At 68.2% G+C, this 21,784-nt stretch carries 22 protein-coding genes and 2 pseudogenes; 6 read left to right on the forward strand and 18 right to left on the reverse strand.

Annotated elements, in window-relative coordinates; translation table 11 throughout:
- Positions 1-33 precede the first annotated feature (33 nt).
- The 4 genes from JOE53_RS15140 to JOE53_RS13280 form a co-directional block, all read right to left on the reverse strand.
- A complete protein-coding gene (locus JOE53_RS15140; RefSeq protein ID WP_204947999.1) occupies positions 34-1,167 on the reverse strand; it encodes a DUF998 domain-containing protein in 1,134 nt (377 codons plus the stop codon).
- 442 nt (positions 1,168-1,609) lie between these two features.
- The gene (locus JOE53_RS13270; RefSeq protein ID WP_204948000.1) at positions 1,610-2,185 is read right to left on the reverse strand and encodes a dihydrofolate reductase family protein; all 576 of its coding nucleotides are present in this window, start codon (positions 2,183-2,185) and stop codon (positions 1,610-1,612) included.
- A 98-nt stretch (positions 2,186-2,283) separates the two neighbouring features.
- Entirely contained in the window at positions 2,284-3,555 is a 1,272-nt protein-coding gene (locus JOE53_RS13275) for an alpha-hydroxy acid oxidase (protein ID WP_204948001.1), read from the reverse strand.
- A 48-nt stretch (positions 3,556-3,603) separates the two neighbouring features.
- Positions 3,604-5,382 carry an L-lactate permease gene (locus tag JOE53_RS13280; protein WP_204948002.1) on the reverse strand — a complete coding sequence of 593 codons (1,779 nt, stop codon included), beginning with the start codon at positions 5,380-5,382 and terminating at the stop codon, positions 3,604-3,606.
- A 145-nt stretch (positions 5,383-5,527) separates the two neighbouring features.
- Here JOE53_RS13280 and JOE53_RS13285 point away from each other — a divergent pair, with 145 nt between their 5' ends.
- Positions 5,528-6,283: a FadR/GntR family transcriptional regulator gene (locus JOE53_RS13285; RefSeq protein WP_204948003.1), complete on the forward strand. Its 756-nt coding sequence runs from the start codon at positions 5,528-5,530 to the stop codon at positions 6,281-6,283.
- Between the two features lie 141 nt (positions 6,284-6,424).
- Here JOE53_RS13285 and JOE53_RS14825 read toward each other — a convergent pair.
- Positions 6,425-6,835: pseudogene (locus JOE53_RS14825) on the reverse strand (protein kinase domain-containing protein); the annotation flags it as partial.
- Between JOE53_RS14825 and JOE53_RS14830 the strand changes: the two are divergent.
- Positions 6,755-7,060: a hypothetical protein gene (locus JOE53_RS14830; protein WP_233449574.1), complete on the forward strand. Its 306-nt coding sequence runs from the start codon at positions 6,755-6,757 to the stop codon at positions 7,058-7,060. The pseudogene JOE53_RS14825 and the gene JOE53_RS14830 overlap by 81 nt on opposite strands.
- On the opposite strand, the gene JOE53_RS13295 is transcribed toward JOE53_RS14830, so the two are convergent.
- Entirely contained in the window at positions 7,027-7,692 is a 666-nt protein-coding gene (locus tag JOE53_RS13295) for a DUF4386 domain-containing protein (protein ID WP_061681980.1), read from the reverse strand. The genes JOE53_RS14830 and JOE53_RS13295 overlap by 34 nt on opposite strands.
- A gap of 77 nt (positions 7,693-7,769) precedes the next feature.
- Here JOE53_RS13295 and JOE53_RS13300 point away from each other — a divergent pair, with 77 nt between their 5' ends.
- Positions 7,770-8,444, forward strand: a complete 675-nt coding sequence (locus JOE53_RS13300) for a TetR/AcrR family transcriptional regulator C-terminal domain-containing protein (protein ID WP_005051535.1) — start codon at positions 7,770-7,772, stop codon at positions 8,442-8,444.
- Between the two features lie 123 nt (positions 8,445-8,567).
- On the opposite strand, the gene JOE53_RS13305 is transcribed toward JOE53_RS13300, so the two are convergent.
- From JOE53_RS13305 to JOE53_RS13340, 9 genes and pseudogenes are all read right to left on the reverse strand, one after another.
- Positions 8,568-9,437, reverse strand: a complete 870-nt coding sequence (locus tag JOE53_RS13305) for a GNAT family N-acetyltransferase (RefSeq protein WP_005051531.1) — start codon at positions 9,435-9,437, stop codon at positions 8,568-8,570.
- Between the two features lie 199 nt (positions 9,438-9,636).
- A complete protein-coding gene (locus tag JOE53_RS14835; RefSeq protein ID WP_005051528.1) occupies positions 9,637-9,975 on the reverse strand; it encodes a hypothetical protein in 339 nt (112 codons plus the stop codon).
- 15 nt (positions 9,976-9,990) lie between these two features.
- Positions 9,991-10,500 (reverse strand): annotated as a pseudogene (locus tag JOE53_RS15145) (hypothetical protein); the annotation flags it as partial.
- Positions 10,461-11,678 (reverse strand): Mu transposase C-terminal domain-containing protein, encoded by a 1,218-nt coding sequence (locus JOE53_RS13315; RefSeq protein ID WP_271170966.1) that lies wholly within the window; start codon positions 11,676-11,678, stop codon positions 10,461-10,463. The gene JOE53_RS13315 and the pseudogene JOE53_RS15145, both read right to left, overlap by 40 nt.
- Positions 11,679-11,906: 228 nt before the next feature.
- Entirely contained in the window at positions 11,907-12,473 is a 567-nt protein-coding gene (locus tag JOE53_RS13320; RefSeq protein WP_061681986.1) for a recombinase family protein, read from the reverse strand.
- 170 nt (positions 12,474-12,643) lie between these two features.
- The gene (locus tag JOE53_RS13325) at positions 12,644-13,210 is read right to left on the reverse strand and encodes a phosphatase PAP2 family protein (RefSeq protein ID WP_197461886.1); all 567 of its coding nucleotides are present in this window, start codon (positions 13,208-13,210) and stop codon (positions 12,644-12,646) included.
- A gap of 119 nt (positions 13,211-13,329) precedes the next feature.
- Positions 13,330-14,022, reverse strand: coding sequence for a DedA family protein (locus JOE53_RS13330; RefSeq protein ID WP_204948005.1), 693 nt, complete (start codon positions 14,020-14,022; stop codon positions 13,330-13,332).
- A complete protein-coding gene (locus JOE53_RS13335; protein ID WP_233449576.1) occupies positions 14,019-15,263 on the reverse strand; it encodes a COG4705 family protein in 1,245 nt (414 codons plus the stop codon). Before JOE53_RS13335 ends, JOE53_RS13330 begins: the two co-directional genes overlap by 4 nt.
- 129 nt (positions 15,264-15,392) lie before the next feature.
- Entirely contained in the window at positions 15,393-15,698 is a 306-nt protein-coding gene (locus JOE53_RS13340; RefSeq protein WP_005051515.1) for a hypothetical protein, read from the reverse strand.
- A gap of 226 nt (positions 15,699-15,924) precedes the next feature.
- Between JOE53_RS13340 and JOE53_RS13345 the strand changes: the two genes are divergently transcribed.
- The gene (locus tag JOE53_RS13345) at positions 15,925-16,608 is read left to right on the forward strand and encodes a response regulator transcription factor (protein WP_005051512.1); all 684 of its coding nucleotides are present in this window, start codon (positions 15,925-15,927) and stop codon (positions 16,606-16,608) included.
- Positions 16,608-17,633, forward strand: a complete 1,026-nt coding sequence (locus JOE53_RS13350; protein WP_016463895.1) for a sensor histidine kinase — start codon at positions 16,608-16,610, stop codon at positions 17,631-17,633. Before JOE53_RS13345 ends, JOE53_RS13350 begins: the two co-directional genes overlap by 1 nt.
- Before the next feature lie 270 nt (positions 17,634-17,903).
- Here the strand turns inward: JOE53_RS13350 and JOE53_RS13355 are convergent, their stop codons facing one another.
- From JOE53_RS13355 to JOE53_RS13365, 3 genes are all read right to left on the reverse strand, one after another.
- Complete coding sequence (locus tag JOE53_RS13355) at positions 17,904-18,908, reverse strand: TerC family protein (RefSeq protein ID WP_204948006.1); 1,005 nt, start codon at positions 18,906-18,908, stop codon at positions 17,904-17,906.
- A 208-nt stretch (positions 18,909-19,116) separates the two neighbouring features.
- Complete coding sequence (locus tag JOE53_RS13360; protein WP_036291017.1) at positions 19,117-19,410, reverse strand: DUF2277 domain-containing protein; 294 nt, start codon at positions 19,408-19,410, stop codon at positions 19,117-19,119.
- Between the two features lie 63 nt (positions 19,411-19,473).
- Positions 19,474-20,346, reverse strand: coding sequence for an NAD-dependent epimerase/dehydratase family protein (locus JOE53_RS13365; RefSeq protein ID WP_204948007.1), 873 nt, complete (start codon positions 20,344-20,346; stop codon positions 19,474-19,476).
- A gap of 152 nt (positions 20,347-20,498) precedes the next feature.
- Between JOE53_RS13365 and JOE53_RS13370 the strand changes: the two genes are divergently transcribed.
- Complete coding sequence (locus JOE53_RS13370) at positions 20,499-21,755, forward strand: NAD(P)/FAD-dependent oxidoreductase (RefSeq protein ID WP_204948008.1); 1,257 nt, start codon at positions 20,499-20,501, stop codon at positions 21,753-21,755.
- The last annotated feature ends 29 nt before the right edge of the window (positions 21,756-21,784 follow it).

Genomic DNA, 21,784 nt, shown 5'->3' on the forward strand with positions numbered 1-21,784 from the left:
TTCGTCCCCTTCACGCTAGTTGGTGCACCCCGCTCACGCGGCGGCCGGAGCCGCTGCCGCGGGAACGGGAGGTGCCGGCGCGGCGGCGTCCGCATACGCACGCGCCTGGCGGACGAACAGCATCAGCCACGCGAACAGCAGCCCCGCGATGATGAACTCCGAGCCGGTGAGGTTGTAATAGTCGATCGGCACCCAGAGAGCGACCGCCACCACGATGCCCGCGACGACCAGCACCGAGAAGACCGCGATATCGCGGCCGATCCCGGGAACGAGAGTCAGCAGGCATCCGACCAGCACGCCGAAGATGACGACCATTCCGGATGCCGCGCCCACGTGCACAGGGAAAGCGACGGCGTCCGGGACGAACCCGGCCACCATCAAACACAGGCCGATCACGGCGAACAGCCAGGCGAACAGGCGGGCACGGCGCTGTGGGGTGTCGACGTGCGCACGCAAACCCACCTCGAGGTCGTGAGCGACGAAGTTGGCGAGCGCGGTGATGACGGCGCCGGTCGTGATGAGCGAGAGGTTGAACTGGTAGCCGGCGTAGCCCGACTCGTTGCCCAGTTCGGAGAAGTGGAACCTCCACCAATCGCCCTGTGAGGCGCTGACCATGCTCGCCAGCGTGCCGATGAACAGCACGAGGGTGGCCAGGGAAGCGACCCCGGTCGAGGTGACACGTGCCCCCGAGACCGATGCAACGTAGGTCATCGTGCCGACGGCGGCGGCGACCAGCGCCGCGGCACCGAACGGGTCGATCGTGAGGCCTCGGAAACCCAGCTGGAACAGCTCCGCGACGGCCACGACGACCAACGCCGCCAGCATCATCATCGCCGCAGACAGGGCGATCAGATCGGTTGCCCGTTTGGCGCGCGGCAGGCTGTTGCGCCAGGCGAGATATCCACGGCGCCGTTCGCGCGCGAACGAGACGGCGAACGCCGGACCGGCCGCGATCGCCGCGAGCAGCGCCGCAAGGCTGCCGACCGACTCGCCGCCGCCGAGCGGCATCCGCGCCCCGCCCATGACGAGCACGGTGGTGGCGGCGGCAACGAGCGCGGATCCCAGCGACCAGCGGGTGGCGCGGGACTCGACGCTCGGTGAGAAGCGGGGCGTCTCGGATGCCGCGTGGTGTGTCCATCGCGCGGGGGACGGCCGCCATCTGCTCACGCGTCGAGCTTACTTTCGACCTGCTCGCACGCCGGTCGCCGCCGGGCCAGGACTTCGCTCGCCTGCTGCATCCCACCCATAGCCCGAACTGCAAGGCGGCCGCGGGAACACGCCGCCCGGGCGCGCGTCGCACCGGCGTGTCGCCCGGCATCCCTTGCACTTCGGATGCCGGGGGTGTGGGCGTCGCCCGGGCACGCACGCCCCCGGCGCGCCGCGCGCCGATCCGGGCCACCCCACACCGCCCCGCGGGCACCCCAGGCCATGGCTACCTCCCCCAGCGCACCCCGGCCCGAACTGCAAGGCCACCGCGGGGACACGCCGCCCGGGCGCGCGTCGCACCGGCGTGTCGCCCGGCATCCCTTGCACTTCGGATGCCGCCGCCGCATGCCGCCGCTCCCGCCGGCGGTCGGCACGCCTGCAGACCCCCGCCCATCGCACGCGCTCAGCGCGGGGGCCGCACCACGCGGTAGGGCAACGCCTGGATGCCGCGGGCCCACCGGTGGCTCGAGACGAGTCCGAGGCTCGTCGGACCGACGCCCGGCGGATAGAACGGGGTGCCCCCGCCGAGCAGGATCGGGTACACGACGCTCCGATACTCGTCCACGAGTCCGGCTGCGGCCACCGCGGCCGCCAGTGTCGCACCCCCGATCGCGATCTCCCCGACCTCGTCGTCGTCGCGCAGGCGCGCGATCTCCTCCACGAGATCGCCCTGCAGCAACCTGGTGTTCTGCCCGGGCGCAGCATCCAGCGTCGACGAGACGACGATCTTCGGCAGCGCTTTCCACACCTCGGCGAACTCGCGCTCAAGCGACTCGAAGGTGGGCTCGACGTCGGGATCCTCCCAGTACCGCATCGTCTCGTAGAGGCGCCGGCCCAGGAAGTGGGCGCTGAGACCACGCACCTCCTCGAGGGCGGCACGGAAGATGTGCTCGTCGGGCGCACCCCAGTCGAAGCGCCCCTCGGCATCCGTGATGTAGCCGTCGAGCGAGTGCGACATGGAGAACACGATCAGTCCCATGTTCCGCTCCTTCGCGTCGGTGCCGTCGATGTGGGCCCGAGGCTACACCGAGCGCCCGCGGCGCGACACGGGGTCGGCCGCCGCGGCCGGCCTCCGATTCACACGGATGCCGAGGTCAGCACGCCCCCGTTCGAGGCCCGCGGCACGAGGCGCTCGAGCTGCGTCACGTGCCGCGGCTCGAGCTCGGCGAGGGTCGACACGCCCAGGAGCTTCATGGTGCGCTCGATCTCGGTGCGGAGGATCTCGATCGTGCGGTCGACACCCTGACGTCCGCCCGCCATCAGGCCGTAGAGGTAGGCGCGCCCGATCAGCGTGAACTTCGCCCCCATCGCCACGGCCGCGACGATGTCGGCGCCGTTCATGATGCCGGTGTCGATCATGACCGTGGCATCTTTGCCGACCTCGCGCACGACCTCCGGCAGGAGGTGGAACGGGATGGGCGCCCGGTCGAGCTGCCGTCCGCCGTGGTTGGAGAGGATGATGCCGTCGACGCCGCGGTCGATGAGACGCTTCGAGTCCTCGACGTTCTGCACGCCCTTGACCACGATCTTGCCGGGCCAGAGGCTGCGGATGACGTCGAGGTCGTCGTAGCTGATGGTCGGGTCCATCGCGGAGTTCAGCAGCTCGCCCACCGTGCCGCCGGTCGTCGACAGCGACGCGAACTCGAGCTTGGGGGTGGTGAGGAAGTCGATCCACCACCAGGGCCGCGGGATGGCGTTGATGATGGTGCCGACCGTCAGCTGCGGCGGGATCGAGAAGCCGTTGCGCTTGTCGCGCAGGCGCGCGCCCGCGACGGGGGTGTCGACGGTGAACTGCAGCGTGTCGAAGCCCGCGGCCGCCGCCCGTCGGACGAGACCGTACGAGATCTCGCGGTCGCGCATGACGTACAGCTGGAACCAGTTGCGCCCGTGCGGGTTCGCGGCCCTGACGTCCTCGATCGAGGTGGTGCCGAGGGTCGAGAGGGTGAACGGGATGCCGGCGGCACCGGCGGCTCCCGCCCCCGCCGTCTCGCCCTCGGTCTGCATCAGCCGGGTGAAGCCGGTGGGCGCGATGCCGAAGGGCAGCGCCGAGGGGCCACCGAGGATCTCCGTCGACATGTCGACCTCGGCGGCGGGGCGCAGGATGTCGGGATGGAACTCGATGTCCTGGAAGGCCTGGCGGGCGCGCGCCAGCGACAGCTCGCCCTCCGCCGCACCATCGGTGTAGTCGAAGGCGGCCTTCGGCGTACGACGCTTGGCGATCGTGCGCAGGTCGGCGATCGTGAGGGCGCCCTCGAGACGGCGCTTGCGGCCGTCGAGTTCGGGCTTCTTGAACTGCATGAGCTCCAGGAGCTCGCCGGGCTTGGGCAGCTGACGCTTCACGGGTGACATGGCGGGCCTTTCAGGTGGGGACGACGGTGTGTGGTGACGCGGGCCGGATCAGGGCAGCATCCACGAGAGGACGGAGGACTGCAGACCGACGAGCAGACACATGGCGGCGAGCATGCCGATGCTCCACCAGATGACGCGGCGGAAAATCGCCGACTCTTGGCCGACCAGGCCCACGGCGGTGGCGGCGATGGCGAGGTTCTGCGGGCTGATCATCTTGCCGATGACACCGCCGGAGGTGTTGGCCGCGACGAGCAGCGCCGGGTCGAGGCCGGCCTTGAGCGCGGCGCTCTGCTGCAGCGTGGCGAACAGCGCGTTGGCGCTCGTGTCCGAACCGGTGACCGCCGTGCCGAACCAGCCGAGGATCGGCGAGAGGAAGGCGAACAGGGCTCCGGTGCCGGCGATGAACGCGCCGATCGTCAGCGTCTGTCCGGAGATGTTCATGAGGTAGGCGAGGGCCAGCACCGATCCGACCGTGAGCAGCGAGAAGCGGAGCTTCACGAGCGTCTGCCACCACGTTCGGGCGGCGTCCTGCAGCGGCAGACGGTAGACGAGCGCCACGACGACGCCGCAGATCACGAGCAGGCTGCCTGCCGACGACAGCCACGGCAGCGTGTACACCGTCGCCCCGGATGCGGCGCCGGACGAGGTGAGGATGTGGCCGTTCAGGCCCGGCCAGGGGATCTTCACGTCGGTCGCGCCGAGGGCCGCCTTGAGGTCGGGGACGAGCTTGGCGAGCGAGAACACGACGATGACGAGCAGGTACGGGAAGGTCGCGAGGAAGACCGTCCGCGCGTCGAGCGGGACGTCCGATACCGGGACGGTGCCGGTGGTCGCAACGGGGCCGGTGGCGGTGCGCGTCGACGCGGATGCCGAGGACGTGCCCGTGGCCGACCCGGCACGGGCCGCGCGCGACCCGGCCCGACGGGTGCGGATGCTGCCGGTGGCCGCCTTCTCGCTGGCGAGCAGGTCGACGGCGGCGTTGGTGAGCAGACGTTCACGGGCGGCCTCGGTGCCGCGCGGCTGCCAGAAGCGCAGGAGGATGACGGCGGCGAGGATGCCGGCGAGCGAGGCGACGATGTCGGTGAGCTCCACCGAGATCCACGTCGCACTGACCCACTGGGCGATCGCGAACACGACACCGAACACGACCGTCGCGGGCCAGGTCTCGCGGATGCCGCGCCACCCGTCGGCGAGCAGCACGATGATGAGCGGGACGAAGACCGCGATCAGGGGCGTCTGGTGGCCGACGATGGCGCCGATGTGCCGGTAGTCGATGCCCGTGAGGGCCCCGGCGGTGACGATGGGCGTGCCGACCGCGCCGAACGCGACGGGCGCGGTGTTGGCCAGCAGCACGATGACGGCCGCACGCATCGGCGAGAAGCCGGCGGCCATGAGCATGACGCCCGTGATGGCGACCGGTGCGCCGAAGCCGGCGAGCGCTTCGAGCAGTCCGCCGAAGCCGAACGCGATGATGACGGCTTGGATGCGCGGGTCGTCGGAGAGGGCGTTGATCACGCGCCGGAGGTCCTCGAAGCGGCCGCTGCGCACCGTCAGCTCATAGAGCCAGATCGCATTGAGCACGATCCACATGATCGGGAACAGCCCGAAGACGAAACCCTGCGTGGACGCCAGGAGTGCGAGGTCGATCGGCATCCGGAAACCGAGCACCGCGACCAGGACGGCGACCGCGAGTCCGGTCAGTCCCGCCCAGTGCGCCTTCCAGCGCAGCACGCCGAGCGCGAGGAACACCGTGAGGAACGGGAGGCTGGCCACGAGAGCGGAGAGCGCGAGGCTCCCGCCGACCGGGGCGAGTTCGGGTGTGTACATCTCTGTCTCTTTTCGTACGTCGTTGTGCGAAGGGCCGAGTGACCGGGGTGCGGATGCGGACCCTTTTAGAGGTCTGACCGCTAGCGCAATCTATGTGACTGACCGCTAGGCTGTCAAGAGATTCGAGAGAGGTGGCGCGGATCCGATGGCGGAGAACGCACCCGATTCCCTGTGGCAGCCGGTCAAGAAGGCGCGCGCCCACGAGCTCGTGATCGAGGCGATCGAGGACCGGATCCTGTCCGGCGCCCTGCAGGTCGGTGACGCGCTGCCCCCCGAGCGGGAGCTCTCGACGAGCCTGGAGGTCAGCCGGGCGGGAGTGCGCGAAGCGGTCCGTGTGCTCGAGGCACAGGGCGTACTGCGCTCCCAGCCCGGAGCGGGCGCCACCGCCGGGACATTCGTGGCGGCCCTGCCGCGCGATGCGCTCACCCGCTTCCTCCGCCTGCACGTCGCGCTGTCGAACTTCACGATCCAGGACGTGACCGATGCGCGCGTCGTGCTCGAGCGCGCCAGCGCGGCATCGGCGTCCCGCCGGCACGACGACACGGCGCGGTCGCGGATGGTCGAGGCGCTGGACCGCATGGATCAGCCGCACTCCTCCCGCGACTCGTTCAACGAGGCCGACACGCAGTTCCACCTCGCGATCGCGGAGGCCTCGGGCAGTGCCCTGTCGGCCGCGCTGACCGCGGCGATCCGCAGCGCCATGAAGGTGCCGATCCTGCGCGCCGCCGAACGCACCGAGGAGTGGCCCGACGAGGCGCAGCGCCTGCGCCGCGAGCACCGCGCGATCTATGCAGCCATCGACGACGGAGATCCGGCCCGCGCCGCCGACCTCGCCGAAGCGCACATCCGTCGCGCGGCATCGGTACTGTTCGGCCTCGAGTCGCCAGACAGTCGCGCATGAGGGACAGCCGCCTGCGCCTGCCACCCCGTCTCGGCGGCCGGGGCGCTCGCTTCGCAGGCGCGCACGCACACGCTGGAACACCTCCGCCGTGGGCCGCGACGACGGGTCGAGGGAGGTCATCGCGGTGAGTATCGACCTCCATCCTTGGCCGAGCCCTCCGGGAACCTCGGGGTGTCGAGTGAGTCGGGCGAGGATCGTCGCCTGAATCGACTCACCGACGAACTGCTTCGTCCCGGTGAGCGCTTCGATGGTGAGCAGACCGAGCACATAGATGTCGGACGCCGGCACGGTGGGTTCACCTCGCACCTGTTCGGGGGCGGGATAGGAGGCCGTGCCGATCACGACTCCGGGCGAGGTGACGCGGGCTGCGTCGAGGAGGTGTGCGACGCCGAAGTCCACGAGAGCCGGCCGGAACGGGACGACTCCGTGCCGGATAGGGCGCAGCAGCACGTTCGCAGGCTTGATATCGCGGTGGACGATGCCGGCGTGGTGGACGACCGCCGGCGCGCCGGCGAGACCGATGATGAGCGAGACGACCTCCTCACCGGTCAACGCGTTCTGCGCAAGACGGTCGTGAAGCGTCTGCCCCGGCACGAGCTCCAGTGTCGTCCTCCTTCCAATATGCGACGCATCCGACTCGCCTCACCGCGCATGCCCCCCAGAATGCGCGGTGAGACAATTCTCCTCGGCCTGCTGTACGCGGCCGGCGCCGCGCTGGCAGCGCTGATCCTGGTCGGACTGCTCTACGTGTTCACCTGGGGCCTCTTCAAGGCGTGAGGTGAGTTCGGCAGGCCCCCTTCGTGTGCTGCGCGGATGCCGGGCTCCGACCGTACACCGACGGCGATGAGCCAGACGGCGAACCAGATCTCGAAAGCGAAGACGGGCACCGCGGCGACGCCGGCGGCGACGCCGTTCAGCGGGATCGCTCCGGCCAGCTGCAGCCCGTTGCTGACGAGCACGATCACTCCGCCCGCGATTCCCAGTGCGGCGAGGGCGCGGGGCACGGCCCGCGCGTCCCACAGCAGCCAGCCGAGGATCACGGTGTTGACGCTGATGACGAGGCCTTGACCGAGCAGGAACGCGGCCGTGTGCATCGCCGTAGACTCGCCCTCGGCCGTGGCGTTCACAAGCGCCGGTCCGAGCATCGGGAGCGCCCCCGCGACGATCACCGCCGCTTCGAGCGTGCGCAGCAGCGCGAAGCTCGCGGCGCGGGCAGGACCGCGCGACTGCAGCAACACCCAGAGCAGCACGCCGGTGCCGAGGCACCCGAGTGCGAGCACGAATTCCAGGGCGACACCGGCTCGGAGGAGACCTCCGCCGTAGGCGATCACGGCGGCGACCGAGGTGACATGCGTGACGAGATAGAGGACGCCGGCGAGGCGGGCCTGGCGTCGGGCGAGCTGAGACACGGGGTTCCTTTCGCGGGTGGTATACGGCGTACACCGATTCGGCAACAGACTAGGTGTACGGTGTATACGTGTCAACTATGCGTCCGCGTCTCGACCTGGAGCGCATCGTCGACGCGGCGACCGCCATCGCCGACGAGGGCGGCCTCGACGCGGCGAGCATGCGTGCGGTCGCCGAGCGCCTGGGGGTCACGCCGATGGCGCTGTACAAGCACCTCGATGACCGCGCCGCCCTCGTGGACGCGATGCTCGACCGGGTTCTCGCCGGCGTCGCTTCACCCGCGCTGACCGCGTCATGGGACGACGCCGTGCGTTCTCGGATCATGGCCGTGCGCGCCGCACTGTCGTCGCACGCCTGGACCCGGCAGGCGATCGAGACGCGTGAGCGCGCCACGCCTCGCGTCCTCGCGCACATGGACGCGCTCATGGCGGACATGTTCGAGGGGGGACTGTCGGCGGATCTCGTGCATCACGCCATGCATGCGTTGAGCACCCGCATGTGGGGATTCACCCGCGACGTGCTGCCGACGCCGGTTCCGCCCGACGACCCGCGGGAGCGCGCCGCCACGATGGCCGCGTTCGCGACGGCCTACCCCGCGATCATCCGCATGGCCACCACGGCGCCGCACGCCGGGGAGGCCTGCGACGACGACGCGGAGTTCGCCTTCGCCCTCGACCTGCTGCTCGACGGCATCCGCCGCCGGCACGAGCAGGCGTGGACATCGACCGGAGCTGGTGACGCGCTCCGCCGTTGACGTGGAGTCAGCGAGGGCCGCTTGCGCGAGCATGCGTGGGTGCGGGGCGCCTACGAGGACATGGTGGTTCTCGGGCTGTTGCGCGCGGAGTGGGAGCGCAAGGACGGGTGACGTCGCGCCCCGCTACTGAGCGGATGCCGGCGGCACGACCGTGCCCTGATGGAAGCGCAGGCGCGGTGCGGTGCCGCCGACGTCCCACAGTGATGAGTGCCGACTGATCCGCGAGGGCGTCGTGAGCCGATAGGTGACCAGCACCAGCTCGGGCGAGAGTTGACGGAACTGCCACTCATCGGTCTGCGGCGTGACGCGCGAGTCCGCGCTCTCGGCGGCGAGCGCACCGACGACCTGCTCCCGCGTCCAGAGGGTGCCGGAGCGGCCGATCTCGACGAACGCAGGGTGCAGCAGGTCATCGACCGTCTCGGCGTCGCGGCGCACGTCGGCATCGAGCAGCGCCGTCTCGGCATCCTTCACCGCGACCCACTGCGGCACTGCGGCGTGACGCACCAGCCGCACGATGTGGATCGGATGCCCGGCCATCACTTGATCGCGTTCGAGCCCGTCGCGGACGAAGCCGTTGCGCAGATAGAACGCTTCGGCGCGGGGGTTGTCGTCCATCATCCAGAGGTAGGCGTCGCCGGCACCGATCGCCGCGTCCAGCAGCAGCTGCCCCGCACCGGTACCGTGGTGCGCCGCCAGGACGTAGATGCCCTCCAGCTCCCGCGACGTCGGCCGATCGTCGTCGCGCCCGTCACCGGCCGTCGCCCAGCCGACGATCCGCCCGTCGACCTCGGCGACGAAGACGTCGGTGACGTCGTCTTCGATGATCGACGCCCACCGCTCGATGCGCGGCTCGACCCGCAACCCGGCGAGGACCGTCGCCGGAAGCTGGCGGACATACGCCTCGCGCCAGGCCTGGACATGAACCGCGGCGATGCCCCGGGCGTCGTCGACGGATGCCGGGCGCACGCGCACGGCCCGGGATGGCGGACTCATGGTCATACGCTCATGCTCGCAGACGGATGCCGGGCGTGCGCCTCAGGCGGTGAGGGCCGAATCGACGATCTCGAACACGGCGGGATCCCACGTGGGGGCCCGCTCCCACGGCAGGTCGAGGCCGTTCGCGAAGAGGATGCTGTGCCGCGGCGGCCAGGACTGTGAATTGCAGCGATAGATGTCGCGGTTGTCGCGTCGTTCAGTGTCCGATGAGGAGGGCTTCCTGGGCGGCGTCGACGGCCTCGGGCGTGAGGTGGGTGTGCCCGTTGATGTCAAGAACACGTCGGATCTGAGTGACGAGGCGATCGGCGAGGCGGAAGTTCCCGTTCGTGGCGCGCACGATCGCGGCGAGGGCGGCGGTGTGAGCGAGCCCTGAATCACCGGGGTCTGGTGCGGGGAGGCGTTGCGTGACGACGGCGGTGAGTTCGTCACTGCGGAGAGAACGGTATTCGTGGGCGAAGCCGACGCGGCTGTAGAGCTGGGGGTAGCGCGCGAGGCGTTTTTCAATGCCGGGCATGCCGATGAGGATGACGCCCATGTGGTGGCGGTCGTAGAAATCGCGGACTTGTTCGAGGCCGGCGGTTTTGAGGCGGTCGGCTTCGTCGATGATAAGCAGTTCTGTGTTCCCGCTGTGTTGGGATTCAGGATGGACGTAGGGGTCGACGTGACCGTACCGGGCATAATCAATGGCCCACGAGACTTGTTGGCACGCGCGGGGCAGGCCCTGGTCGATCTGCTTGATGGTGGCGGCGACGGTGGGGGTGAAGAACGCCGTTCGACTCTGCTGGACGCCCTCGGGGACGGGAGGGAGCAGGCCACCCTTTCGGGCCGATGTAGCGGTGTGAGCGTACGGTGTCGGCGAACTCCACGAATCGTCGGTGCTCTCGGGTGCTGACGAACGCGGGGCGGGTGTCGGTGTGCGGTGGGGGCGCCTGGGTGAATTCGTCGAAGGTGCCGTTGAGGAACCGTCGCCCGTCGTCGTCCGCGCCGACGAGGACGGACACCGGCTTTCCGACGGTCGATTCAGTCGTTGGCATAGGTCCTCAGCCTGTGTCTCTTCGATTGCGGGGCTGGCGCGTCGGGCTCGGAGGGAGAGAGAGGCGCGGCCGCGGGTCGGTGCCGAGTGTCTTCCGGCAGAGAGCTGGCGACGTTGCTGAGGGAGCGGAGTTGCTGCTTCAGCGCCCGGCGCCGGGTGTTCCTTGCGCTCTGCAGGTCGGCGAAGGTGATCGTTTCGGAGGAGCGTTCAGGGGCGATCGCGCGGCATAGGAACGCGCTGTCGCGAAACAGTCGGATCTCGCCGAGGTCGCGGGGGTCGTATCGGACGGTGACGTCTTCACCGACGTAGGCGGCGAGGACGGGCGAAACGTATCGGGTGGAGGCGAATCGGATGCCGTCGCGCTGCACTCGTCTGGTGGCGGTGGCGGTCAGCAACAGCATGTCGAGGTCTTCCGAGTGTGCGGGCATACGCGGGATGAAGCTCCCGCTGCGCCAGCGCGCGTGCGGTGCCGTCCCGGTCGCGGAGTGCGGGCGCTCGTTGTACTCGTCGACGATGAACCGCTCGAGGACGTCGTCGAGCTGGTGCAGGGTCAACATGGGGGCGCTGGTGGGTGTGCCGCTGGTGCCGTGCGGGATGAAGCCAGGTAGGTGCGGGAGCAATTCGGTCGTGATGGTGCGGTAGAACCGCTCGATCTTGCCGCGTCCTTGCGGAACGCCGACCCGCGAGTGAATGAGGCGCACGTGCAGATCCAGACACACCTGTTCGATCCGAGCAGAGGTGAAATCCGACCCGTGATCGCTGTAGAGAACATCGGGGACCCCCGACACCACCCACGAGGCATGTCGTTTCCGGCTCGCGGCCTGGTGAAACGCCAGTGCGGAGCGCTCGGACGTGGGCGCCGAAACCGCTAAGGCGTATCCGGCGACGGCACGGGAGTAGTCATCGAGCACGATCGTCAGCCAGGGGCGCACAGGCGTCTGCTTGTCGTCGAGGATCATCACGTCCAGCAGCGTGTGGTCCATCTGCCATTGCTCATTCGGGGCGGTTGTCGTACGCCGGTAGACGAGCTCGAATTTGTCGCGATAGGCGGCGTCACCGCCCTCAGCGAGAGCTGTCAGGCCCGGGTCGATAGCGTGCACGATTTGGCGAACGGTCGTGTACCCGGGAGCTGGCAAACCTCGATCGCGCGCGATATCGCCGACGCGCCGATGGATGTACGCGATGGTGGGAGCCGGCCGGCGCACGGCCAGCGCCTCGATCGCCGTGACCAGTTCCGTGGGGATACGGGAGGCACCTTTATCTCGGCGAGGCGGTCTTGCGAGCTGCCCCGCACCGATGCGAGCGGCCCATCGTTGCAAGGTTCGCACCGTGACGCCGGAGTGCTCCGCGATCCGCGTCCACGGCACACCGTCGAGGTGTTGGCACACAAGCTCGGCTTTCTGCCGGTCGCTGAGGTGCGCCATGATCCCTCGTCAGGCCCGCTCGACGTGATCGGCCAGGTGCCGGTAGATCGTGGGCCGGGATACCCCGAAGGTGTCGGCGATCTCTTGCACGGTGTGCGCACCCTCGTCGTACATCGCGCGGGCCTGTCGAATCTTCGTCGGCGTCATCTTGAACTTTGGGCCGCCCTTACGCCCCCGAGCTCGCGCCGCCGCCAGGCCATCATGCGTCCGTTCCACAATCAGGTCGTGCTCGAACTCGGCGATCGCGGCGAGCATGTGGAAGAACAACCTCCCGCCCGGTGTGGTCGTATCGATGCCCTGGGACAGCGCTCGAAAGCCCACCCCACGTTGCTGCAGTTCGTCGGCGATCTGCTTGAGGTTGCGGACGGATCGGCCAAGCCGGTCGAGCTTCGTCACGACGAGCGAGTCCCCCTCCCGCAGGTAACCGAGAGCATCGGTCAGCGCGGGTCGCTTCGCCAGGGCGCCAGAGGCGTGCTCGACGAAGATCTTGTCGCAGCCGGCCGCTTCAAGCGCGTCGGTCTGACCGTCGGGGTTCTGCTCGCGCGTCGAGACGCGGGCGTATCCGATCGTGGCCATGCCCTCAGAGTAAGGCGAACGCCGCGTCCGTTACATAGTTTGCGGACACGGGTTATGAGACACGACTCGCGGACGTAGCTCGGCTGCGGGAGGACCGTCTCATGAACGGTCGTCAGTAAGACCGCGCCGCGCGATCGACCGCGAGGTCAGCAAGACAGAAGATCCGTCGATCAGCTGCGCTTTCGATATCGCTCCAAGCGAGGAGCGATGACGTCGACCATGACCCATCGGGCGGTGGGTGCCATCGCGATTGCCCACGCGATGGAGGCCAAGACATCAGTTGGGTAGTGGAGCCCGTCGCTGACGACGGCGAGGCCAACGATGACGGTAGACACAGTGCCGGTGATGAGAGCGATCGACGCCCCACGGGTACCGCGCAGAAGAAACCAGAAGGCGATGCTTAGCGCAGCGATGAAAGCGGTGTGTCCGCTGGGGAAAGATCCATCCACCTGCGCGGGCGTGAATGGGTGGACAAGGGTGAAGATATCCGGTCGAGGTCTGTCCACGACGACCTTGATGGCGGCGGTAGGGAGCCATGTCAATGCAACGATTCCGCCGAAGACGATCGCTGTGCGCACGGATCGAAGAACGGCCGCGATGGTGATGAGGATGAGGAGTGTGAGGAATGCGGCGGGAACGGGCTCGAGCATGAAGTAGATGGCGTCGGCTATTTGTCCCCATGCGCCGGTGTGAGCGCGGTTTAGGGCTTCGACGGCGGGTGCGTCGAAGGGCGCCACCCGGAGGATAAAGCCCAGGGCGGTGAGTAGAATCCCCGCGACGCAGGCGAGCCATACGACGCGGCGACCGCGTCGTGTGGGCGTGAGTAGGCCGCTCCCAACGGGGTATGTGTGGGCTCTCATGTGTTCGCCTCGTTCGTTCCGGCACCGTCTGGCGTGGGCCGATTGCGGCGGTTGGTGCTCCATTTGCGGATGACGGCGATGATGACGGGTAGGACGGATACGAGAACGACGACGATCATGAGTGCGTCGATGTTGTTGACGACGAACGGGATGCCGCCGAGAGCGAGACCGATAGCTGTCATGCCGACCACCCAGAGGGTTGCCCCGGTGGTGTTCCAGAGGAGGAATCGCCGGTAGGGCATGTGAGCGGTTCCGGCGGCGAGGGGAATGTAGGTGCGAACAATGGGGACGAAGCGTCCGAGGACGAGGGATGCGCCGCCGTACTTATGGAAGAAGTTTTCTGCGTCGTGGAGGCGGTCCGGACGCAGAACGCGTGCACCGTCTTTGAACATGCGTCGCCCGAAGCGTCTGCCGAGCCAGTAGCCCGTCTGATCCCCCAGGATCGCTGCAGGTATTCCGACGAGGAGAACTTGCCACGGTTGGATGCCGAGGGTGCTGGCGAGGACCGCTGCGGTGACCAGAAGAGAGTCACCGGGAAGGAAGGGGAACAGTACGCCCGATTCGATAAAGATGATGAGCGCTATCCCGACGAGAACCCAGGGTCCGAAGGCGTGGAGGATGGCTGTCGCGTCGGGGAGCAAGCTCGCTGTCAGAACGTGGAGGGCAGTATTCACGGGAGAGATCATCATGAGGAAAGGGTGTTGAGAAGGGTGCTGAGGGCGCTTTTCTCGGCTGTGGGATCCGGGGTGGAGGCGCGCACGGATTTGAGAACGGCGTCAATTTGCCCGTCAAGGATGGTCCACCCGGTGCCGTCCAGCGGTTGAAGGGTGGGCTGATCCTCATCCCATGCCTTCTCGAGGTCGGTGATGCGGGTTTGCGCACCTGCGGTATCGCCGGCCATGACGAGACCCAGGGTGTCTTCGACGATGGAGCGGTAGTTTGCGACGCTCCCATTGGGGAAGTTGATGGTGGCCGACTCTTCAGGCGCGAGGGTGACGACTGTATTGGGGCCCTCCTCGCTGGCCGCAGCCGTACTGTGAGGCTGTGCGTGCGCCCAGACGAGGACGGCGGCGGCGATGGCAGCGACCGCGGAGAAGTAGATGAGCGTGCCGCGACGGCGGCGAGGTGTTGTCTGTGGCCGGTGGGTCTGGGCGTTCTCCGTGGCATCCGTTCGGGTGATGGTGAGGTACACCACGGTGGCGAGGATGGCGCCGAGGAAGAAGATGCTCGTGGGCCCGACACCGATTCCCAGGCCTCCGTCGCTGACAGGGAAGCTCATCCAGTCGCCCAGATTCGCGCCAAGCGGGCGGGTGAGGATGTATGCCAGCCAGAAGGCGAGGACCGGGTTGCCTCCCATGCGCCAGCCAACGATGACTGCGACGAGAAGGCCGGCGGGGAGAAGGACGGATACTCCTGGACTCCAACCGGTCAGCTCGAGGATCCCGTCTCCCGCGGCGGTTCCGAGAGCAAACGTCACGAAAATGGCGAGCCAGTAGAAGAGTTCACGGCGGGTGGTGGTGATGCTGTGGATGGATAGGGTGCGTTGACTGGCCCACCATGCGCCGAACACCGCAGCCAGGACGATGGCAAAAACCAAGGTGCTGACACCGAGAGGGACCGCCAGGTCGTCGGTGAGGATATCCGTGTAGAGGGTGCCGGTGACGCTCACAACCACTACGGTCAGCCAGTAGACAAAGGGCACGTAGCGCCGCAACGCCAGCTGCCAGGAGAGGACTGCGGCGAGAACCACCGTGAAGATCACGGAAGTTGCTTCTAGTCCCACCCCGAGGGTGGTGTTGATCCAGTCGGCGAAGCTTTCTCCGACCGTGGTGCAGAGGATCTTGATGATCCAGAACCACAAAGTGATCTCGGGCACCTTGCTCAGCATGACCCGGACAGGTGCGGCTTCAGTCGCGGATGAGGTCGTCATACGCGGGACGCTAGGGATCGCGTTCTAAGAATCGACTCAGAAGTTGCGCTCGCTCGTGCGAGCAGGAAGAGGCGAGCCGTCACAGAGCACGTGTGGGCGGCTGGTGGCCACCCACACGTGCTCAGGTGATCAGTTCGCCGGGGTGGCGGCGACGTCGTCGGCGGTTTCGCCGTCGTTCGTGCCGTCCTCGACACCCTGATCGTCGGCGGTCTCGCCGTCGTTCGTGCCGTCCTCGACACCCTGATCGTCGGCGGTCTCGCCGTCGTTCGTACCGTCCTCGACGGCGGGATTGGAGGATGCGGGTGCGGGCGAGACCACCGATGTGGTGGCGGCCGATGCGGGCAGGGCCATGGCGGCGACCCCTCCTGCGCTGAACAGGACGAGCGTTGCGACGCCGAGTCCGGCGCCCACCCCCTTGCGTTTGACAGTGCTCATGTCGTTCCCTTCTGCGACTCTCGGTGAGCCCTGAAGAGATGGTCCCTGGCGGCCTCTAAGAAACCGCGAAGGCTCAGAACTGCCCCACGCGCGGCGCTTCTGTGTGATTTCTTAGAGCGCACGAGGCAGGCTCGACCGAGTCAACGACCGTACTTCCGTTGACGTCCAACGCTCACGAAAAGCCAGAGTGCGACGCGATTGAGGGCGCCGACGAGGGAGAGACAGAATGGCCGACACGGTAGCGACAGCGCCGACACAACCCCGCCTTCTGCTGATCGAAGATGATCCCCAGCTCGGCCCTTTGATGGCGCAGGTCCTTGCGGAGGTGTACGACGTGACGCTCTGTGCAGATGGCGGCGAAGCATTCGATATCGCCATGGAACAGTCATTCGATGCGATGGTGGTCGATCGCCGGCTGCCCACTGTCGACGGGCTCACCCTCGTTGAGTCCCTCCGCAGAGCAGGGTCACAGGTGCCGATGCTCATCCTCACGGCCATGGGAACCGTACAGGACAAAGTCAGAGGACTGGACGCCGGAGCCGCTGACTACCTGGTTAAGCCGTTCGAGTTCGACGAATTGTTCGCCCGGCTCCGCGCCATCAGGCGCGTCACCAACGGAGAAGGCCCGTTCGTTCGCATCGGCGAATGGGAGTTCTATCCGGACTCACGCGCGGTCTACTCGCCCTACGACGGCCGCACCATCCTTACGGAACGGGAAAGTGCGCTCCTGCGATTATTAGCAACAAACCCGCAGCAAACCTTCACTCGCGCTGCAATCCTTCGAGCCGTTTTCTCTTCCGACGACACTCCGGGGACCGTCGACACGTACGTGCATTATCTGCGGAAGAAGACCGAGCCAAGCATCGTCCAAACAATCCACGGCCGCGGCTACCGGCTGGGCCTGGTGTGATGATCAGACGACGCCCCACGCAAGACCCAGACGCGCAGCTCATCCGCTCCGCCGCGCGACGGGTCGCCCTCACCATCTCTCTGGCAGTTTCCGCACTCGTCGTTGCCGTCCTAATCGCAGCATTCGCCGTTGTCTTCACCCAGATCCCCCTGCCCGACCTGCTCAACCCGCAGCAGAAAGAAACAGTCGTGGATATTCAGGGTCTCGACATCATCGTGGGTGGAGTCAGCATCGGTCTCATCGCGATCGCCCTCGCCGGCCTCTTGGGATGGCTCGTCACGCGCCGGGCAGTCCGGCCTTTGGTGGATGCCCTCAGACGACAGAGGCAATTCGTTGCCGACGCTTCACACGAACTTCGAACGCCGCTGGCTGTATTGGACGCACGTATCCAATTGCTGCAACGCAGCTCGCGCGCATCAGATCCCCACCAGGAACTCGTGACACAACTCCGCCACGACACCCTATCCGTCATCGGAGTCGTCTCTGACCTCCTGCACGCGGCCGAAGTCCCCACAGAATCAGAGGCAGAACCAACCCCCGTGGCAACATGCGTCGCATCAGCGATATCGGCCATGTCCATCCTCGCGCGCGAACGACGCGTGCGCTTGATGGGCGCCCACATCGCACCCGACTTGTCTGCCTCGATCCCTCACACAAGCTTGCGGCGAAGCCTCATCGCCCTTCTCGACAATGCGATCAAACACTCCCCGGTGGGAACAGTCGTCACCGTAAGGGCGAGCCAGGTGGGCCGTCGGGTTCATATCAGTGTGACCGATCAAGGTCCCGGTATCCGAGGCATCGAACCGAGTCGTGTCTTCGACAGATTCGCTCGGTCCGCGGATGCCGTTGATGGCGGTGGCTCATCAAGAACCGGGTTTGGAATTGGATTGTCGCTCGTACAGGACACGGTGAGCCGCTACGGCGGGTTGGCCCGGGTGTCGTCATCGACCAACGAGGGAACCACGATGACGCTCATAATCCCAATGCCTCGGCGACGAGCTGAGATCCACTCCCGTCCTGCCTGAGACGTGGCTGGGCCTCTGCGCCGACATGCCGCACACAGCGGAAACAACCGCCGATCGGAGCAAGCTTGAGGTACCGCCCTTCCCTTCGTGTGGCTGGCCCACCTGCGGCGCGATAAGGGCGACATTTATCGCCGCAGTTCACAGCCAGGACCTCGGCAACGTCGGAGAAGCCCTGCCACGTCCTCGCCTCGGGCGCGTCCAGCCGAGAGCCGCACGGCCGGAAGTGCCCCCGGGCCTGCCGCGCGTGCGATCAGGGCGCGACGGCCCCCCTCACCGGGAGTCATGGCGCGCGACGGGCAGGGCGTCGCCCCGGGCATCCTTCCGCGTCTTCAGGAGGCTCGCGATCGTCGCGACGGCGACGGTGGCAGCGATGAACAGCAGCGACAGCCAGATGGGGATCTCGGGAATGAACGTCACGTGCTCGCCGCCGTTGATGAACGGGAGCTCGTTCTTGTGGAGCGCGTGGATGAGCAGCTTCACGCCGATGAACGCGAGGATCACGGCGAGTCCCTGGGCGAGGTACACGAGGCGCTCGAGAAGACCGCCGATGAGGAAGTAGAGCTGGCGCAGACCCATCAGTGCGAAGGCGTTCGCCGTGAAGACGAGGTAGGCCTCCTCGGTGAGCCCGTAGATCGCGGGGATCGAGTCGACGGCGAAGACGAGGTCGATGAAGCCGATCGCGACGATGACGAGGAGCATGGGGGTGACGAAGCGGCGACCGTCCTTCTTCACCGTGAGCCGGTCGCCGTCGTACTCGTCGCTGACCGGCAGCACGCGGCGCACGAGGCGCATGAACCAGCCGTCGGCGGGGTTGGACTCGCCGTGCGCGAACGCCTGTCGGTAGGCGAGGAACAGCAGCAGCGCGCCGAAGAGGTAGAACACCCAGGAGAAGTTCTCGATCAGCGCCGCCCCGACGGCGATGAAGGCGCCGCGCATGATGAGGGCGATGACGATGCCGATCATCAGCACTTTCTGCTGGTACATCTTCGGCACCGCGAACCCGGTCATGACGATGAGGAAGACGAACAGATTGTCGATCGACAGCGCCTTCTCGGTGAGGTAGCCGGCGAAGTACTCGCCGCCGTACCCCCAGCCGGACACCATGCCGACGCCGACGCCGAACAGAAGCGCGAGACCGATGTAGAAGGCCGACCAGCGCGCGGACTCGCCGACAGTCGGCTCGTGCGGCTTGCGCACGTGCGCGAAGAACTCCCACACGAAGAAGGCGATCGTGACGGCGATCGTGATGATCCACACGAGCGGGGTGATGTTCACAGGGGTCTCCCGAAGAATGGCGTGACGTGGTCGACGCCAGAGTCTCCCCCATCCCTTGCGGGACCGGTCGGCCCGGGCCGCGATGCGACCGTATTGACGAGCCGTCCGTGTCGGAGTACTCCCCCTGGACTGCTGACACAGTAGGGCAGCGAAGTGACGCGAAGCTGGGAAGTCGCCGGATGCCGCGGCATCCGGCCGCCGCCGGCGATCAGGATGCCGTGCGGATGCGCACCTCGCGCTCCATCCGCTTCTCGTGGCGGGCGCGTCCCTTGACCGCCTCGGCCTCGCGGTTCTTCGGCGGTGCGGTCGTCACGAGCGCGTCGAGCAGGCGACGCGTGGCGGCGGCGATCTCGTCGATGGCCGCGTCGAACGCCTCGGCGTTGGCGCGCGAAGGATGCGTCGATCCACTCACTTTGCGGACGAACTGCAGAGCCGCTTCGCGCACCTCGTCATCGGTGGTGGGCGGTTCGAAGTTGTGGAGCACCCGGATGTTTCGGCACATGCGGCGAGCGTAGACCGCGGCTCGCCGCAGCGACAGAGGTGGCGGCGCGCGCGGGCAGCCCGATCAGCCCTGCGCGGCCGAGCCGTAGGCGCTGGCGCGGATCTCCTCGAGCAGCGACGGGCGGGTGGGCGTCCAGCCGAGGGAGCGCGCCTTCTCGCCGCGTCCCTGCTGGTCGAGCATGAGCGCATCGGCGAACGGTGCGCCCAGACGTGCACGCGATGCCTCGACACCCTCCGGAACGACCGGACCGCCGGCGACCGCTTCGCCGAGCTCGGTGACCGTCGCGTTGTGGCCGCTGAGACCCAGCACGCGTCCGACCGGCTCGGAGCGCTCGATCACCCGCACGTACAGTTCGGCGAGGTCGTCGACGTGCACGGTCGCCCAGTGCTGGGTGCCGTCGCCGATGACGGTGAGGCGGCCCTCGCCGTCACGAGGAGCGGAGGCCAGCATGGCGGGAATTCCGGCGCCGTGGCCGTGCACGATCCCGGGCTCGACGATCGTGAGGGCGAGCTCTGCGGCGGCGAGCCGGGACTCCACTCCCTCACGCCAGGCGACGATCGCGGGCGGGTGGAACGGGGTCTGCTCGGTGAGGTCGTCCGACGGGCCGTGGATCCACAGGCCGCCCGTGTGGATGTAGGGCTTGCCGGTGCCGCCGAACGCGGCAATGACGGCATCGGCGACGGCGCTGTCGAACTGGGGGGCCGTGCCGTCACCCGGTGCGGCGGTGTGGATCGCGGCATCCACTCCCTCCAGCAGCGGAGTGAACCAGTCGGCGTCGGTGACGTCGCCGACCACCGCGGTCGCTCCGGCCGCCGTGGCCTTCTGCGCGGCGTGCGCACTGCGCACCGGCGCAACGACGTCGTGACCATGGGCGCGCAGAACGTCGAGGACGGACGAGCCGATGTAGCCGGTGGCACCGGTGAGGAGGATCTTCATTCCGTCATCGTAGGCACGCCGCCGGGCGGCGAGGGCGGTCTCGGAAAGCTCGTCAACCCCGAGATCGAATGCCGCGCCCTCCGTATGCTGGCCGCAGGCGACGGCGCGACGGGGGACCCCGGACGCGTCCGACGACGGGAGGCGGAGCGGCGATGCATGACGTCGTGGTGATCGGAGCAGGCCTCGCGGGGCTGCGCTGTGCGGTGGTTCTGGCCGAGCGCGGTCTCGAGGTCGCCGTGCTCGACGCCGGAGACGAGGTCGGCGGACGTCAGCGCACCGACCTCGTCGACGGGTTCCGACTCGATCGTGGCTTTCAGGTGCTCAACCCGGCGTATCCGGCGCTGCGTCGCACCATCGATCTCGATGCCCTCGCGCTGCGATCGTTCCCGGTCGGCGTTCAGGTGCGCACCGATCGCGGGGTGGCCGCGGTGCGGCATCCGCTGCGCCATCCGTCGTCGATCGCGCGCGGGATCGGCAGCGGGCTGGTGAGCGCCGCGGATGCCGTGGCGTTCGCGCGCTGGCTCGCACCGGCGTTCACGCGGCGACTGTCAGACCGCGCGCGCGATGACCGCCCGCTGCGCGAGGCGTGGGATGCCGCGGGCCTGCGCGGACCGCTGCGCTCCGCCGTGCTCGAGCCGTTCCTCGCCGGTGTCGTCGCCGAGGCCGAGGGGGTGACCTCGAACGCATTCGCGCAGGAGTTGGTGCGGTACTTCGCGCTCGGGCGGCCGGGGCTTCCCGCGGAGGGCATCGCGGCGGTGCCGGCGCAGCTGGCGGCGCGGGCGCGTGCTGCGGGAGCGGAGATGCGACTCGGAGCGCGAGCGGAGCGCATCGACGCGGACGGCCCGATCGTCGAGGTCGGTGTCGCGGGTGGCGAGGCCCTTCGCGCCGGGCGGGTCGTGGTGGCTGTCGGGCCGGAGGCGGTGGCAGAGCTGACGCCGGTGCCGCGACCGGCGACCAACGGACTGCAGACATGGTGGTTCGCGGCGACGCACGAGCCCTCGGCATCCGCGCTGCTGCGCGTCGACGGACGCGGCGCCGCCCGCCGCGGGCCGGTCGTGAACACGGCGGTCGTGTCGCACACCGTGCCGTCGTATGCGCCCGTGGCGCGCCATCTCATCGAGGCGACGTGCCTGCTGCCGCGGGGCGGCGCGGCCGCAGGCGAGAACGAGGTGCGCCGGCACCTCGCCGAGCTGTGGGGTGCCGGAGTCACGGACTGGCAGCTGCTGCGTCGCGACGACATCCCGGATGCGCTTCCCGCCCAACCGGCACCGCTGCGCGCGCCCCGCCCGCCGCGCGTCACCGACCGGATGTACCTCGCCGGCGACCACCGACATGCGGCGTCGATCCAGGGCGCTCTCGCCTCCGGCGAGCGCGCTGCTCGCGCGGTGCTCGTGGACGCGGGCGTGTGATGGGCGAGGCGGAGCCGCTGCGGTCAGTG

Source organism: Microbacterium laevaniformans, from assembly GCF_016907555.1.
GTDB classification, from domain to species: domain Bacteria; phylum Actinomycetota; class Actinomycetes; order Actinomycetales; family Microbacteriaceae; genus Microbacterium; species Microbacterium laevaniformans.